Annotated in this window: 9 protein-coding genes and 3 rRNA genes (1 of these 12 only partly in view); 8 read left to right on the top strand and 4 right to left on the bottom strand. The window is 65.9% G+C overall.

Annotated elements, in window-relative coordinates:
• The 3 genes from QP512_RS01625 to rrf (QP512_RS01635) all read left to right on the top strand — a co-directional run.
• A 23S ribosomal RNA gene (locus QP512_RS01625) occupies positions 1-1,458 on the top strand (it extends 1,422 nt beyond the left edge of the window).
• A 126-nt stretch (positions 1,459-1,584) separates the two neighbouring features.
• Positions 1,585-1,699 (top strand): 5S ribosomal RNA (gene rrf, locus QP512_RS01630).
• A 133-nt stretch (positions 1,700-1,832) separates the two neighbouring features.
• Positions 1,833-1,947: ribosomal RNA gene (gene rrf, locus QP512_RS01635) — 5S ribosomal RNA — on the top strand.
• A gap of 280 nt (positions 1,948-2,227) precedes the next feature.
• Here rrf (QP512_RS01635) and QP512_RS01640 read toward each other — a convergent pair.
• Together QP512_RS01640 and QP512_RS01645 are read right to left on the bottom strand one after the other, a co-directional pair.
• The gene (locus tag QP512_RS01640) at positions 2,228-3,943 is read right to left on the bottom strand and encodes a M28 family metallopeptidase (RefSeq protein ID WP_286070705.1); all 1,716 of its coding nucleotides are present in this window, start codon (positions 3,941-3,943) and stop codon (positions 2,228-2,230) included.
• Between the two features lie 86 nt (positions 3,944-4,029).
• Positions 4,030-4,692, bottom strand: coding sequence for a hypothetical protein (locus tag QP512_RS01645; protein ID WP_286070706.1), 663 nt, complete (start codon positions 4,690-4,692; stop codon positions 4,030-4,032).
• A 94-nt stretch (positions 4,693-4,786) separates the two neighbouring features.
• Here QP512_RS01645 and QP512_RS01650 point away from each other — a divergent pair, with 94 nt between their 5' ends.
• Both QP512_RS01650 and QP512_RS01655 read left to right on the top strand, forming a co-directional pair.
• Positions 4,787-6,088: a peptidoglycan DD-metalloendopeptidase family protein gene (locus QP512_RS01650; RefSeq protein WP_286070707.1), complete on the top strand. Its 1,302-nt coding sequence runs from the start codon at positions 4,787-4,789 to the stop codon at positions 6,086-6,088.
• A 108-nt stretch (positions 6,089-6,196) separates the two neighbouring features.
• A complete protein-coding gene (locus tag QP512_RS01655; RefSeq protein WP_286070708.1) occupies positions 6,197-7,717 on the top strand; it encodes a S41 family peptidase in 1,521 nt (506 codons plus the stop codon).
• Positions 7,718-7,800: 83 nt separating this feature from the next.
• Here QP512_RS01655 and QP512_RS01660 read toward each other — a convergent pair whose 3' ends face one another.
• Positions 7,801-8,493 carry a rhomboid family intramembrane serine protease gene (locus QP512_RS01660; RefSeq protein WP_005407784.1) on the bottom strand — a complete coding sequence of 231 codons (693 nt, stop codon included), beginning with the start codon at positions 8,491-8,493 and terminating at the stop codon, positions 7,801-7,803.
• Between the two features lie 225 nt (positions 8,494-8,718).
• On the opposite strand from QP512_RS01660, the gene QP512_RS01665 reads away from it, so the two are divergent.
• The 3 genes from QP512_RS01665 to QP512_RS01675 all read left to right on the top strand — a co-directional run bounded on the left by QP512_RS01665 (position 8,719) and on the right by QP512_RS01675 (position 12,000).
• Positions 8,719-10,146: an outer membrane protein transport protein gene (locus QP512_RS01665; RefSeq protein ID WP_286070709.1), complete on the top strand. Its 1,428-nt coding sequence runs from the start codon at positions 8,719-8,721 to the stop codon at positions 10,144-10,146.
• A 194-nt stretch (positions 10,147-10,340) separates the two neighbouring features.
• The gene (gene pnuC / locus QP512_RS01670; protein ID WP_286070710.1) at positions 10,341-10,940 is read left to right on the top strand and encodes a nicotinamide riboside transporter PnuC; all 600 of its coding nucleotides are present in this window, start codon (positions 10,341-10,343) and stop codon (positions 10,938-10,940) included.
• A complete protein-coding gene (locus tag QP512_RS01675; protein ID WP_286070711.1) occupies positions 10,927-12,000 on the top strand; it encodes an AAA family ATPase in 1,074 nt (357 codons plus the stop codon). Before pnuC ends, QP512_RS01675 begins: the two co-directional genes overlap by 14 nt.
• A gap of 119 nt (positions 12,001-12,119) precedes the next feature.
• Here QP512_RS01675 and putA read toward each other — a convergent pair whose 3' ends face one another.
• Positions 12,120-15,338, bottom strand: a complete 3,219-nt coding sequence (gene putA, locus QP512_RS01680; protein ID WP_286070712.1) for a bifunctional proline dehydrogenase/L-glutamate gamma-semialdehyde dehydrogenase PutA — start codon at positions 15,336-15,338, stop codon at positions 12,120-12,122.
• Between the last annotated feature and the right edge of the window lie 194 nt (positions 15,339-15,532).

The raw sequence follows: 15,532 nt of genomic DNA on the forward strand, positions 1-15,532 counted from the left end.
GGTGTACCAGGCGTTGGTTGTCCTGGGGAAAGGCGGTAGGTTTGGATCTTTGGCAAATCCGGGATCCTTCAAGACCGAGCACCGAGACGAGCCTTTATGGCGAAGTCACTGATACCACGCTTCCAGGAAAAGCTCCTAAGCTTCAGCTTACGCAGACCGTACCGTAAACCGACACAGGTGGGTAGGATGAGAATTCTCAGGCGCTTGAGAGAACTCGGGTGAAGGAACTAGGCAACATGGCACCGTAACTTCGGGAGAAGGTGCACCCTTTTTGGTGGCTCATGCGAGCTATAGCTGAAGAGGGTCGCAGTAACCAGGCCGCTGCGACTGTTTATCAAAAACACAGCACTCTGCAAACACGAAAGTGGACGTATAGGGTGTGACGCCTGCCCGGTGCTGGAAGGTTAATTGATGGGGTCAGCCGCAAGGCGAAGCTCTTGATCGAAGCCCCAGTAAACGGCGGCCGTAACTATAACGGTCCTAAGGTAGCGAAATTCCTTGTCGGGTAAGTTCCGACCTGCACGAATGGCGTAACGACAGCGGCGCTGTCTCCACCCGAGACTCAGTGAAATTGAAATCGCTGTGAAGATGCAGCGTTCCCGTGGCAAGACGGAAAGACCCCGTGAACCTTTACTATAGCTTTACACTGAACGTTGAGTTCGTCTGTGTAGGATAGGTGGGAGGCTATGAAACTGTGGCGCTAGCTGCAGCGGAGCCATCCTTGAAATACCACCCTGTCGTGCTTGACGTTCTAACCTGGGCCCATTATCTGGGTCGGGGACCGTGTATGGTGGGTAGTTTGACTGGGGCGGTCTCCTCCTAAAGAGTAACGGAGGAGCTCGAAGGTACGCTCAGCGCGGTCGGACATCGCGCACTGTGTGCAAAGGCATAAGCGTGCTTGACTGCAAGATCGACGGATCAAGCAGGTAGGAAACTAGGACTTAGTGATCCGGTGGTTCTGTATGGAAGGGCCATCGCTCAACGGATAAAAGGTACTCCGGGGATAACAGGCTGATACCGCCCAAGAGTTCATATCGACGGCGGTGTTTGGCACCTCGATGTCGGCTCATCACATCCTGGGGCTGTAGTCGGTCCCAAGGGTATGGCTGTTCGCCATTTAAAGTGGTACGCGAGCTGGGTTCAGAACGTCGTGAGACAGTTCGGTCCCTATCTGCCATGGGCGTTGGAGATTTGAGAGGGGCTGCTCCTAGTACGAGAGGACCGGAGTGGACGAACCTCTGGTGTTCCGGTTGTCACGCCAGTGGCATTGCCGGGTAGCTATGTTCGGAAGCGATAACCGCTGAAAGCATCTAAGCGGGAAGCGCGCCTCAAGATGAGATCTCCCGGGGCACAAGCCCCCTGAAGGAACCATGTAGACTACGTGGTTGATAGGTCAGGTGTGTAAGTACAGCAATGTATTGAGCTAACTGATACTAATGATCCGTGCGGCTTGACCATATAACCTCAAGTTGCCTTGGCTTTACGACAACGTCGTAAGAGCATCCAAGTGCACGCTACGTCACAAGAACTATGCGAGGCTGGCGCCTTGTCCCATCGGGACGAGTGCGACTCTCCAAAAGCCTCCCTGGTGAAATTAGCGCTGTGGAACCACCCGATCCCATCCCGAACTCGGAAGTGAAACGCAGCTGCGCCGATGGTAGTGTGGCTCAAGCCATGCGAGAGTAGGTCATCGCCAGGGTTTATACCCAAAACCCCGCTGCTCACGCAGCGGGGTTTTTCTTATTAAGTGAAGGCACTGCATTTTCCGGGTTCCTTCCGCCCCAAGGGCAAGATCGCGAAGCTGGCGCTGCAAGCGCTGCTGCAACCGTCTCCCTGGTGAAATTAGCGCTGTGGAACCACCCGATCCCATCCCGAACTCGGAAGTGAAACGCAGCTGCGCCGATGGTAGTGTGGCTCAAGCCATGCGAGAGTAGGTCATCGCCAGGGTTTACACCCAAAACCCCGCTGCTCACGCAGCGGGGTTTTTCTTTGTGCGCGGGAAACGCCGGGCACGTAACCCAGGCGCCTACCAAGGTTGGTAACTCCCCACAGCAGGCACACACCGCGATCGGTGGCCAGATAGACCCACCCATGCGTGGTGGCTCTCGGCGGGGAACCAAGGTGCCAACCAAGGTTGGCACCCACCCATGGTGGAGCGCACAAAAAAAGCGGCGCCCCGTGGGGCGCCGCTCTGCTCTCACCGATGTTCAGTCGAGAATGGCCCGACTTACCTGGCCGGGGCCTTGTCCTTCATCATCGCGTCGCGAGCCGCCTTGAACGGGTTGCCCTCGTACCAGTCCGGCCAACGATCGCCACCGGCCAGTTCCTTGCCGACGCCGTACATCAGCTGCAGGTCTTCCACCGTGCCGTCCAGCTTCCAGGTGGCCGCGTCGAACTCGTCCTTCGGGCTATGGTAGCGGTTGGCGCCGTAGTCCGCCGCGGCCTTGCGGCCCGCTTCCACGCCACCCTCGCGCAGGTCCTCGCCGCCATCGGCGTACAGGGCCGGCACACCGGCCTTGGCGAAGTTGAAGTGATCCGAGCGGAAGTAGAAGCCGCTCTGCACCGAGGTCTCACCGTGCAGGGTACGGCCCTGGGCCGCAGCCAGCGGCTTGAGGATGTCCTCCAGCTCGGAGCTGCCGAAGCCAGTGACGGTCACGTCCTTGGCGCGGCCGGCCACCGACATCGCATCGATGTTGATCACACCGGCGATCTTGTCCAGCGGGAAGGTCGGGTGGGAGACGTAGTACTTGGAACCCAGCAGGCCGGACTCTTCCAGCGTCACGGCCAGGAACACCACCGAACGCTCCGGCTTCGGATCCTGGTGGGCCATGGCTTCGGCCACCTCAAGGATGCCGGCCACGCCGGTCGCGTTGTCGACCGCACCGTTGTAGATGTTGTCGCCGGTCTCACCCTCGTGCTTGCCCAGGTGATCCCAGTGCGCCATGTACAGCACGGCTTCGTCGGCACGCTTGCTGCCCGGCAGCACGCCCACCACGTTGCGCGACTGCTTCTGCGCGATCTGGCTCTTCAGGTCGACGGCCGCGGTGGCCTTCAACGGCACCGGCTTGAAGCCGCGCTTGCTGGCATCCTTGTAAGCCTGTGCCAGGTCCAGGCCGGCACCGGCAAACAGCGCCTTGGCGGCGTCGGCACTCAGCCAGCCCTGTACCGGAATACGGGCTTCCGGGTCATCCTTGGCCGGCAGGTCGTACTGCGGGCCGGCCCAGGAGTTCTTCACCACATCCCAGCCGTAGGACGCGCCCGCGGTGTCGTGCACGATCAGCGCGGCTGCGGCGCCCTTGCGGGCGGCCTCCTCGAACTTGTACGTCCAGCGGCCGTAGTAGGTCATGCGCTTGCCGTCGAACAACGTTGCGTCATCGACATGGAAGCCCGGGTCGTTGACGAACATCACGACGGTCTTGCCCTTCCAATCCTGGCCGGCGTAGTCGTTCCACTTCTGTTCGGGCGCATCGACGCCGTAGCCGACGAACACCAGGTCGCTGGCGTCGACCTTCACCTCGGCCTGGCCGGTACGGGTGCCGACCACCATGTCGGTACCGAACTTCAGCTCGGTGGTCTTGCCGCCCTGGGTGATCTTCAGCACGGTCGATGCGTCGGCCGTGGTTTCGGTCATCGGCACATCCTGGAACCAGCTGTCGCCGTTGCCGGGCTGCAGGCCGATGCGCTGCATCTGGTCGCGGATGTAGTTGACCGTCAGTTCCTCACCCTTGCTGCCCGGGGCGCGGCCTTCGAATTCATCCGAAGCCAGCGTCTTGACCATCTCGGCGAAGTCGCCGGCGTTGATCTCCGGGGAGAACTGGTGAGCGGCCGGCTTCGGGGCAACGGCAGCGGTATCGGCGGCCGGCGCGGTGGCCGGCGTGTCGTCGCCTTTGCAGGCACTGAGCGCGGCCGCGGCGGCCAGGCACAGGAGGAGTTTGCGGGGCATCGTCGATTCCTGGAAAACAAAGGGCGGCCGCACGTCGTGCACGGCCGGTGTCAGCGAGTATCACCGAACCAAGCGGTCCGGTGCGCTCAGTCCGCCGGAGCGGTTTCGGTGTCGAACGGGATCGGCTCGGCGCCGGTCACCGGCCCGATACGGGCGGTGCGATGCACGTACAGCACCACCTCGCGCTCGAACTGCAGCGGACCGTTGACCACCGCATTCGGGCCGATGATCACGCGCGGCTTGCGGCTGGCGGTCAGCGAGACACTGAAGTTCGGCTTGCGCACGTGCACGCCGCCGTTGACCTGGGAACCGATGCCGACGGTGATGTCGCCGTTGACGGTCTCCACGTCCTTGCCGACGCGGCTTTCGACCAGGCCGATACCGCCGTTCACGGTCTCGACGCCGCCTTCGACCTGGCTGCCGCGGTCGCTGAAGATGCTGCCGTTGACGGTGCTGACGCTGCCGCGGGCGATCACCTCACGGCCAAGGCGCACCCCGCCGTTGACCGTTTCGATCTTGCCGGTGCGTGCACGGTCGGCGACCTTGACCCCGCCGTTGACGGTGTCGATGCTGCCGGTCTCGACGCCTTCACCGACACGGATCCCCCCGTTGACGGTGTCCAGCTTGCCGTAGCGCTGGCCAGGTTCGGCACTGATGCTGCCGTTGACCTTGCTGATGTTGTCCTGGGCGCCGGCCGGGGCGGCGACGAGCAGGACGCCCAACAACAGCGGAATGGAAAGAGTTTTCATGGGGCCTCGATGGATGTGCGGCTGGCAGGCCGCGTGCGGAGATGTCACCATTCCCCGGTACCCCCTGCAACTGCCTGAAGTCACTGGAAAGCCCTTGCGCAACAACGCCTTCCCATCACGCCGACGTCACATCGCCGCTGCCCGCGGCGGGCGCTGCCTGCTGTTGGGGCTGGCCATTGCCTTGGCGCTGCCACTGCCGGGTGCCGCGCAGACCACCCGCGAGGCCGAGCGCAAACTGCAGAAGCTGCGCACCGAACTGAAAGGCGTGGCGCAGGAGCGGCGGCAGATTGAAGGCCAGCGCGGCCAGGCGTCGCAGCAGTTGCGCGAGGCCGACGAGAAGGTGGCCCGCACCGGCCGTGCACTTGCGCAGACGGAAGCCGCGCTGCGCGAGCAGGGCCGCGCCCTCGCCGAAGCCGAACAGCGCCGCAACACCCTGCAGACCAACCTGGCCCAGCAGCATCGCGAACTGGCCGGGCTGCTGCGTGCGGCGTATCAGCTGGGCAACCACGCACCGCTGAAGCTGCTGCTGTCGCAGGACACGGTGGCCGACGCCAACCGTGCACTGGCCTACCACCGCTACCTGCAGCGCGAGCGCGCACAGCGCATCACCACGCTGACTGCTGACCTGAAGGAACTGGAAGCGGTGCAGGCGCAGATCGCCGAGCGCAAGCAGAAGCTGCAGGGGACGCAGCAGGACCAGAAGCAGCAGGCAGCCGCACTGGAAGCCGATCGCCGCGATCGCGCAAAGACGGTGGCTTCGCTGGACGAACGCTTCAAGGACCAGCGCGAGAAGGAACAGGCGCTGGGCCAGGATGCCAAGGCACTGGAAACGCTGCTGGCCAACCTGCGTGCCGCCGCGGCCCGGGCTGAAGCCGAGCGCCGCGCCGCAGCGCGCCGCGCCGCGGCCGAGAAGGCCGCCGCGGAAAAGGCCGCACGCCAGGCTGCTGCGGAGGGCCGTCCGCAGCAGCCGCCAACCAAGGTGCCGCCTGCCGTCGCCTCCGCACCGGCCCCCAAGGTCGGTGGCCTGGGCTGGCCGTTGTCGGGCAACCTGCTGGCGCGCTATGGCGGCAAGCTGCCCGATGGCCGCACCAGCAGCGGTGTGCTGATCGGCGCGCCCGCCGGCAGCACCGTTACCGCCGTGGCCGACGGCACCGTGGTGTTCTCCGACTGGATGACCGGCTACGGCATGATCCTGATCGTCGATCACGGCAACGGCTACATGAGCCTGTACGCGCACAACGACACCCTGCTGAAGGACGCCGGCGCGCGGGTCAGCCGTGGCGATGCGGTGGCCAAGGTCGGCAATTCCGGCGGACAGGGCGTTACCGCGCTGTACTTCGAGCTGCGCCGTGGCGGGCAGCCGGTGAACCCCGACAGCTGGCTGCAGCGGCGCTGAATCCAGCGCCTCCGCGTGCAGGGTGGATTCAACGGGAATTTAGCTGTGCTTCGCGCATAATCGGTGCATGTGCCTTGGGCACGATGCCAACGTCGACAGGAGTGATCCATGCGCGCAGCCCGTACCGCCACCCTCTTGCTGGCCCTGTTGCCGGCGCTGTCCTGGGCGCAGCAGACCGCGCCCGCCCCGAGCCAGGAAACCAGCGGGCAGGCAGCGAACAGCGAGGAGGCGGTGACCTCGAAGGTGCCGCTGGAGGAGATCCGCCGCTTCGTGGCCGTGTACAACGCGGTGCGAGCGGCCTATGTCGATCCGGTCGATGACAAGAAGCTGATGCAGTCGGCGGTGCGCGGCCTGCTGCTGGATCTCGATCCGCACAGCACCTACTTCAACAAGGAAGACGCGCAGGCCTTCGACGAACAGGCCAACGGCGCCTACGAAGGCATCGGCGTGGAGCTGCAGCAGCAGCCGGACAACGCCAGCATGAAGGTGATCTCGCCGATCGACGACACGCCGGCGGCCAAGGCCGGCATCCTTGCCGGTGACCTGATCATCGCCATCGACGGCAAGCCGATCAGTGCGATCGATGCCAGCGAGCCGCTGCGCGGCCCGGCCGGCAGCAAGGTGGTGCTGACCATCGTGCGCGATGGCAAGCCGAAGCCGTTCGATGTCAGCCTCACCCGCCAGACCATCCGCGTCACCAGCGTGCGCAGCCGTCTGCTGGAGCCGGGCTATGGCTACATCCGCCTCAGCACCTTCCAGGCCGATACCGGTTCGGACTTCCAGAAGCACGTACAGCAGTTGCAGAAGCAGTCCGGTGGCCAGCTCAAGGGCCTGGTGCTGGACCTGCGCAGCAACCCGGGTGGCCTGCTGACCGCCGCCGTGCAGGTGGCCGACGATCTGCTCGACAAGGGCAACATCGTCAGCACCCGCGGCCGCATCAGCATCAGTGATGCACGCTTCGATGCGACGCCGGGCGACCTGCTGAAGGGCGCACCGGTGGTGGTGCTGGCCGATGCCGGTTCGGCCAGTGCCTCGGAAGTGCTGGCCGGCGCGCTGCGCGACAACAAGCGCGCACGCGTGGTCGGCAGCCGTACCTTCGGCAAGGGTTCGGTGCAGACCGTGCTGCCGCTGGACAACGGCGACTCGGTGAAGCTGACTACCGCGCGCTATTACACGCCCAGCGGCAAGTCGATCCAGGCCACCGGCATCGTGCCGGACGTCGAGTTGAAGCCCGCCCCGACGCCGGCCGACGATGCTCTGCCGGCCAGCCTGAGCGATTACAGCGAAGCGACCTTGCCGGGCCACCTGCGCGGCGATGACGAAGGCACCGAGGGCTACCACGCCGGCGCGGTGCTGCCAGGCGACGGCCCGATCAACGATGCGCTGGCCGAACTGAAGAATCCCGGTTCGGTGGTGGCACGGTTGAAGGCCGAAGCCGCCAAGGCAGATGCGGCCAAGGCCGCGAAGGCCGCGGCGGCAAAGCCGGAAGCAAGGCCGGAAGCGAAGCCGGAAGCAAAGCCGGAAGCAAAGCCGGAAGCAAAGCCGGAAGCAAAGCCGGAAGCAAAGCCGGAAGCAAAGCCGGAAACCAAGCCGGAAGCCAAGCCCATCCCGGCCCCGGCCAAGCCCTGACGGTAGCGCCGGGCCCTGCCCGGCGTAGGCCCGGGGCAGAAGACACAGGCGCTCGCCGGCCAGCGGCCGGCACTACCAGCGGGTCAGAACCCGTGCCGCTTGCGCAGGCGGCGCGCGATCGCGGCGCGCACGTACACGCCGTACACCAGGCCAAATACGAAGCCGCCGATGTGCGCCCACCAGGCCACCATGCCGAAGCTCGGGCCGATGTGGGCGAACACCACCTGCAATGCCGCCCAGACCCCGATCAGCAGATAGGCCGGGGCGCGTACGAACTCCAGGAACAGGCCCAGCGGAATCACCACGCCCAGCCGGGCGCCCGGGAACAGCGCCAGGTAGGCGCCAATCAGCGCCGACACTGCACCGCTGGCACCGATGATGATCTGGTCCGGGCTGCCCATCGTGTAGATCGCCACAAGATTGGATACCGCGCCGCCCACCAGGAACAGCAGCAGCAGGCGCCACGGCCCCAGCACCCGTTCGGCGGGCAGGCCGAAGATCAGCAGGAACACCAGGTTGCCCAGCAGGTGCGACCAGTCCGCGTGCAGGAACAGGGCGGTGAACAGCCGCAGCACGCTGCCGTCCTGCAGGGTCGCCCACCAGTCCAGCGGGTGGGTCAGGCCGGTGGACAGGGCACCCCAGTCCAGCCAGAGGCTGCCACGGGCATCGTCCGGGCGCGAGATCGACCACAGGAACGCCAGCCACAGTGCCGCAAACAGCACGGGCGTGGCCCAGCGCAGGGCCGCCTTCTTGCGGGACGGGAGCGAGACGAACATGCCAATAGCCTAGCGTGCGGCCACTTTCGGTGGGGACGGTCCTGTTCAGCTTTTGAGACGAAAAAACCGCCTGCGCTGTTATTGTTTCATTAACAGCTCTGGGTAATACTCGCATACGGCGTCGTATGTCGGGAGGGGAATCCGGCGCGCTTCGAAGGGCCCACGGGCCGATCGGGCGCAGGCGCACTCAGAGCAACATCACCGCTTACCGGAGAGAGAACTACGATGCAAACCGCTTCCACCATTGCCCGACTGACCCTGCTGGCCGTCGGCGTTGCCGGTGCGCTGGCCGCCGCCGATGCCAATGCTGCCGCCTTCCAGCTGAAGGAAAACAGCGCCAAGGGCCTGGGCCGCGCGTTCGCCGGCTCCACCTCGACCGAAGGTGACGCCTCGGTCATCGCCACCAACCCGGCCTCCATGCGCCTGCTCGACGGCACCCTGATCCAGGGCGACGTCAGCGCCATCAGCTTCGGCGCCAAGTTCCGTGGCCAGGGCAAGTACGCCAACGGCGCTCCGATTTCCGGTGGCAACGGCGGCGATGCCGGCATGATCGCCCCGGTTCCGGCCGCCTACTTCCACCTGCCGTTCGGCGAGAAGGAGAACATGCACTTCGGCGCATCGCTGACCGTGCCGTTCGGCTTCAAGACCGAATACGACCGTGACTGGGTCGGCCGCTACAACGGCGTCAAGACCGAGCTGCAGGCGATCGACCTGGGCGTGGCGTTCTCCTACGACGTCAACCCGTACCTGTCGTTCGGTGCCTCGGTATTCGCCGAGCGCCTGAACGTCGACCTGACCAGCGCCGTTGACGGTGGCAGCGCGATCAATGCCAGCGCCCAGCAGCGTGCTGCAGCCGCTGCGCTGGCCGCTGGCCGCACCCCGGCCCAGGCCGCCGCTGCCGCACAGGCCGCCGGCCGTCAGGCGGCCCAGCTCGGCTTCTCGCCGGGTACCGCCGATGGCTACCTGCGCATCAAGGGCGATGAAGTGTCCGTGGGCTACACCCTGGGCATGACCGTCACCCCGGTGGAAGGCACCAACATCGCCTTCAGCTACCGCTCGAAAGTCGAACACAAGATCACCGACGGCAAGGCCGACTTCACCATGACGCCGGCCGCCGAGCAGTTCCTGCGGACTGCGGCCCCGGGTACCTTCATCGACAGCAACGGCCGCGCGACCATCACCCTGCCGGCCAGCGCCACCGTGGGCTTCACCCACCGCGTGAACGACCAGTGGCAGATCATGGCCGAAGTCACGCGCACGGCGTGGAGCAAGTTCGACCAGGTCACCGTCGACTATGACTCCAACCAGCCGGACAGCGTGCTGCCGTTCCACTACCGCGACACCACCTTCGCGTCGATCGGTACCGAGTACCGCATGAACGAGAAGCTGACCCTGCGCGGCGGTCTCGCCTACGACCAGACCCCGACCACCGACGCCCACCGCGACGTGCGCGTGCCGGACACCACCCGCAAGTGGCTGTCGCTGGGCCTGACCTATGCCGCTTCGGACAAGATGGAATACAGCGTGGGCTACACCCACCTGTTCACCAAGGATCCGAACATCACCTCGACCTCGGCCACCGGCAACACCGTGACCGGCAAGTACAAGGTGAGCGGCGACGTGCTGGCAGCTTCGATGCAGTACAAGTTCTGATCCAGGCCCTGGCCTGAAGCAGCACGAGAGAGCCCCGCGCAAGCGGGGCTTTCTTTTTGTGGCGGCGGCCATCCATGCATGGCGTGCATCTGCTGCGGTGTGGCGGGAGCGAAACCCTTTCCGAAGGAAAGGGCTCTGACCCCAGTGCGCAGGAGTGATCCACGCATGGCGCGCGGATCAACGACAATAGCGCGATGAACCTGTCTGACCCGAACTTCCAGCTGGAGCTGGCCGCCAACATCGCCGTCGCCGGCTCGATCCTGCTGGCGGGCCGCAACAACGTGCACACCTGGTGGCTGGGCGTCGTCGGCTGCGCGCTGTTCGCGGCGGTGTTCGAGCGCTCTCACCTGTATGCAGACATGGTGCTGCAGTTCTTCTTCATCGCCATCAGCGTGCTGGGCTGGTGGCAGTGGCTGCGTGGTAACCACGGCGCGCCGCTGCCGATCACCTCCTTGCGACCACGCGCCTGGGTCTGGCTGGCGCCGCTGGCGGTGGTCGCAACCTTCGGCTACGGCTGGATGCTGACCCGCCTGACCAATGCTTATGCACCGTATATCGATTCGGCGGTGCTGGTGCTGAGCGTGATCGCGCAGATCCTGATGATGCGCCGCAAGCTGGAATCGTGGTGGGTGTGGCTGCTGGTGAATACCGTGGCGGTGCCGCTGTACTACAGCCGAGGACTGCACCTGACCTCGATCCTTTACATCGGTTTCTGGATAAACGCGCTGGTCGCCCTGCGCCACTGGCGCCTCCTGATGCGGACCGAGGCCAGGGCAGCCGATGCCGCTGCCTGAGCGCGTTGCGCGGGGCCTGGTGGTGGGAAAGTTCTGCCCGCTGCACCGCGGCCATGAACACCTGATCGACTTCGCCGCCGCGCACTGCCGGCAGCTGCTGGTGATCGGCTGGTCGCAGCCGGGCTTTGCCGGTTACAGCGCCGCCCGCCGCGAACGTTGGCTGCGGGCGCGCTTTCCGCAGGCGACGGTGGCGGTGCTGGACGATGCCCGCCTGGCCGCGCTCTGCGAACAGCACGGCCTGCCACCGCGCGCGCTGCCACGCGACAGCGACAGCGAGCAGGCGCAGCGCGATTTCACCGCCTGGCTGTGCCTGCACCTGTTTGGTGGGCCGGTGCAGGCGGTGTTCACCGGTGAAGACTACGGCGATGGTTTCGCCGCGGCGCTGGCCGCGCATTTCCACGCACCGGTGCAGCACCAGCGGCTGGAGCGCAGCCGCGATGTCGGCCAGCCCAGCGGTACCCAGCTGCGCGCTGATCCGCATGCGCTTCGGCATGGCCTAGCGCCACAGGTGTATGCGGACTACGTGCAGCGCGTGGCCTTCATCGGTGGCGAATCCACCGGCAAGACCACGCTGGCGCGCGTGCTGGCCGAGCGCATGGACACGACATGGGTAGCGGAATACGGGCGGACGCTGTGGGAGATGCAGGGCGGTGACCTGCGCGAACCGGACCTGCTGCGCATCGCCGAAGAGCAGCCCCGGCGTGAGGATGCGGCGGCGCTGACGGCGCAGCGCTGGCTGTTCTGCGATACCACGCCGCTGGTAACACTGGGTTACAGCGGATGGATGTTCGGTACCGCACCGGAGCCGCTGCGACAGGCAGCGCGACGAAGGTACGACCTGCTGTTCCTGTGCGCGCCGGATATTCCGTTCGACCAGGACGGAACCCGTGTGGGCGAGGCGTTCCGGGCGCAGCAGCATGCGTGGTATCTGCAGCAGTTGCAGGTAGCAGGTGTCGAGTATGTGCTGCTGGAAGGCGATGTGGAGACGCGCATCGCACGCGTGCAGGGCGAGCTGGCGAAGCGGGCGGCCAATCGGTTCAGTGTCGCCCTGCCTCTGTAGCGCCGAGCCCATGCTCGGCTGCGCCAGGAAAGCCGAGCGTGGGCTCGGCTCTACAGGAAGCAAAGCACAAAAAAACCCCGCGTTCGCGGGGTTTTTCGTTCACTGCATGACGTCTGGAATCAGTCGCCCAGGGTCAGCAGCGAGGCGTTGCCACCGGCGGCGGTGGTGTTCACCGTCACCGTCTTTTCGGTGGCGAAGCGCAGCAGGTAGTGCGGGCCGCCGGCCTTCGGGCCGGTGCCGGACAGGCCCTGGCCGCCGAACGGCTGCACGCCGACCACCGCACCGATCTGGTTGCGGTTGACGTAGACGTTGCCGACGTGGACGCCGTTGCTGATGCGATCAACGGTTTCGTCGATGCGCGAATGCACGCCCAAGGTCAGGCCGTAGCCGGTGGCGTTGATCTGGTCGATCACCGCGTCGAGCTGGTCGCCCTTCCAGCGGATGACGTGCAGCACCGGACCGAACACTTCCTTCTGCAGCTGGGCCAGGTCCTTCAATTCATACGCACGCGGTGCGAAGAACGTGCCGTTGGCGGCTTCGGTGGACAGTTCGGCAGCAGCGATCAGGCGCGCTTCGCGGTCCATGCGCGCGGCGTGGTCCTGCAGGATCTTCAGCGCATCGGCGTCGATCACCGGGCCGACGTCGGTGGACAGCAGGCCGGGGTTGCCGACCTTCAGTTCCTTCATCGCACCGGCCAGCATGGTCATCACCTTGTCGGCGATGTCGTCCTGCACGAACAGCACGCGCGCGGCCGAGCAGCGCTGGCCGGCGGAGGTGAAGGCCGAACCGATCGCGTCCTTGACCAGCTGTTCCGGCAGCGCCGAGGAATCGGCGATGAAGGCATTCTGGCCGCCGGTTTCGGCGATCAGCACACCGATGGCGGCATCACGCGCGGCCATCGCGCGGTTGATCGCACGGGCGGTGTCGGTGGAGCCGGTGAAGGCCACGCCGGCCACGCGCGGGTCGGCGGTCAGCGCGGCACCGACGGTGGCACCGTCGCCCGGCAGGAACTGCACCACCTCGGCCGGCACGCCGGCGTCGTGCAGCAGCTTCACGGCGTAGTAGCCGATCAGGTTGGTCTGCTCGGCCGGCTTGGCGATGACGCTGTTGCCGGCGGCCAGTGCGGCGGCCACCTGGCCCAGGAAGATCGCCAGCGGGAAGTTCCACGGGCTGATGCAGACGAACACGCCGCGGCCGTGCAGCTGCAGCTCGTTGGATTCACCGGTCGGGCTGGGCAGCTTCTCGGCGTGGCTGAACTGCTCGCGCGCCTGCTTGGCGTAGTAGCGCAGGAAGTCCACCGCTTCGCGCACTTCGGCGATGCTGTCGGGCAGGCTCTTGCCGGCTTCCTTCACGCACAGCGCCATGAACTCCGGCATGCGCGCTTCCAGCTGGTCGGCGGCGTGCTCGAGGATGGCGGCGCGGCTGGCGGCCGGGGTGCGGTTCCAGGCCGGCTGCGCGGCCACGGCGTTGGCCAGGGCCTTCTGCACGGTGGCAGCATCGGCGGCCAGCCACTGGCCGACCACTTCGCGGGTGTCGGCCGGGTTGGTCACCGGCAGTGTGGCGCCGGCGGGGTTCGCACCCGGCACCAGCGGAGCGGCCTGCCACGGCTTCACTGCAGCGTTGATCTGCTCGGCCAGGGCGCGCAGTTCGTTGTCGTTGGCGAGGTTGGCGCCCATGGAGTTCTTCCTGTCGTGGTTCTGGCTGCGCAGCAGGTCAACCGGCAGCGGGATCTTGGGATGCGGAATCGAAGCGAACGAGGCGACCATCTCGACCGGATCGCGGATCAGGTCGGCGATCGGCACGCGTTCGTCGGTGATGCGGTTGACGAAGCTGGAGTTGGCGCCGTTTTCCAGCAGGCGGCGCACCAGGTAGGGCAGCAGGTCTTCATGCGAACCGACCGGCGCATACACGCGGCACGGCAGGCCCAGGCGGTCGGCCGGCACCACTTCGGCGTACAGGTCGTCGCCCATGCCGTGCAGCTTCTGGTGTTCGTACACGCCACCGTTGGCGATGCTGCGCACCGCCGCGATGGTGTGCGCGTTGTGCGTGGCGAACATCGGGTAGATCGCATCGGCATGCGTGAACAGACGCTTGGCGCAGGCCAGGTAGGAGACGTCGGTGTTCTGCTTGCGGGTGAACACCGGGTAGCCCGGATAGCCTTCGATCTGCGCGCGCTTGATCTCGGCATCCCAGTAGGCGCCCTTGACCAGGCGCACCTGCAGGCGGCGACCGGCGCGGCGCGCCATGTCGGCCAGGTGGTCGATCGTGTACGGGGTGCGCTTCTGGTAGGCCTGCACGACCACGCCGAAGCCATCCCAGCCGGACAGCGAGGCATCGGAGAACACCTGCTCGATGATGTCCAGCGACAGTTCCAGGCGGTCGGACTCTTCGGCGTCGACGGTGCAGCCGATGCCGTAGCTCTTGGCCAGCTGCGCCAGTTCCAGCACGCCCGGCACCAGGTCCTTCAGCACGCGCTCGCGCTTGGCGTGCTCGTAGCGCGGGTACAGCGCCGACAGCTTGATCGAGATGCCCGGCGCGTTGTTGACGTCGCCATCCGGACGGCCGCCGCGTGCCTTGTGGTCACCGCCGATGGCGTGGATCGCACGACGGTAGTCTTCCAGGTAGCGCAGCGCGTCCTTCATGGTCAGCGCGCCTTCGCCCAGCATGTCGAACGAGTAGCGGTAGCTGGCGTTGTCACCCTTGTGCGAGCGCGCCAGCGCTTCGCTGATGGTGCGGCCCATGACGAACTGGTGGCCCATGATCTTCATGGCCTGGCGCACGGCCAGGCGCACCACCGGCTCACCGACGCGGCCGACCAGGCGCTTGAACGCGCTGGGGGCATCGGCGCGGGTGGCGTCGTTCATCTGCACCAGCTTGCCGGTCAGCATCAGGCCCCAGGTGGAGGCGTTGACCAGCACCGAGTCGCTGCCGCCCAGGTGCTTTTCCCAGTCGGCATCGGCCAGCTTGTCGCGGATCAGCTTGTCGGCGGTGTCCTGGTCCGGAATGCGCAGCAGCGCCTCGGCCACGCACATCAGCAGCACGCCTTCCTCGCTGCCCAGGTCGTACTGGCGCATGAAGGCTTCGATGGCGCCCTGGTCCTTGGCACGCACGCGCACGCGGCCGACCAGATCGGCGGCCAGCGCCTGCACCCTGGCCTGTTCCTCGGCGGGCAGGCGGGCCTGCGCCAGCAGCTCGCGCACATGGCTGGCCTCGTCCTTCAACCAGGCATCGGTGATGGCCTGGCGGAACGGGTTGGGGGGCGCCGGCAGTTCCGGCGACAGCAGCGCGCCGGGACGCGGGGCGTCGTGCGCGGCAGGGGAGGAGGAAGGTGCGTTCATGCCGGTCCGGCCAGTGGAAAACTTGGCGATTTTAAACATTTTTGCGGCCTTCGGAAGTGCCGCGCAGATACCTTCATGAAGGGCTGATAGCCCCTAACCGTGGTGGATTTGGCGTGTTCAGCAAACTCGGTCGCATTTGTGCCGAATTCGTCATTCGCGCCGCCGGCCTCATGCTGTGTTGCAGCATCGGAAAA

Source organism: Stenotrophomonas sp. 57 (assembly GCF_030291075.1).
Taxonomy (GTDB): domain Bacteria; phylum Pseudomonadota; class Gammaproteobacteria; order Xanthomonadales; family Xanthomonadaceae; genus Stenotrophomonas.